The sequence below is a fragment of the Oryzifoliimicrobium ureilyticum genome (assembly GCF_037199735.1).
Classification (GTDB): Bacteria; Pseudomonadota; Alphaproteobacteria; order Rhizobiales; family Rhizobiaceae; genus Rhizobium; species Rhizobium ureilyticus.
Genome location: NZ_JBBBVQ010000083.1, coordinates 1 through 642, shown reverse-complemented (window position 1 = coordinate 642; position 642 = coordinate 1). Strand labels below are relative to the sequence as shown.

1 rRNA gene is annotated in these 642 nt (G+C 53.9%); it reads right to left on the bottom strand.

From position 1 onward, the window contains the following. Window positions 1–22: 22 nt before the first annotated feature. Window positions 23–642, bottom strand: a 23S ribosomal RNA gene (locus tag VQ830_RS28730); the annotation flags it as partial.

Here is a 642-nt window from a genome sequence, read left to right as displayed (position 1 = left end):
GTTCATTTTTCACATTAGAATATAGGTTAAGTCCTCGATCTATTAGTATCTGTCAGCTCCACGTGTCACCACGCTTCCACCTCAGACCTATCAACCTGATCATCTTTCAGGGATCTTACTTCCTTGCGGAATGGGAAATCTCATCTTGAGGGGGGCTTCATGCTTAGATGCTTTCAGCACTTATCCCGTCCGCACATAGCTACCCAGCGATGCCCTTGGCAGAACAACTGGTACACCAGCGGTGCGTCCATCCCGGTCCTCTCGTACTAAGGACAGCTCCTCTCAAATTTCCTGCGCCCGCGACGGATAGGGACCGAACTGTCTCACGACGTTCTGAACCCAGCTCGCGTACCGCTTTAATGGGCGAACAGCCCAACCCTTGGGACCGACTACAGCCCCAGGATGCGATGAGCCGACATCGAGGTGCCAAACCTCCCCGTCGATGTGGACTCTTGGGGGAGATAAGCCTGTTATCCCCGGGGTAGCTTTTATCCGTTGAGCGATGGCCCTTCCATGCGGAACCACCGGATCACTAAGCCCGACTTTCGTCCCTGCTCGACTTGTAGGTCTCGCAGTCAAGCTCCCTTGTGCCTTTACACTCTGCGAATGATTTCCAACCATTCTGAGGGAACCTTTGGGCGC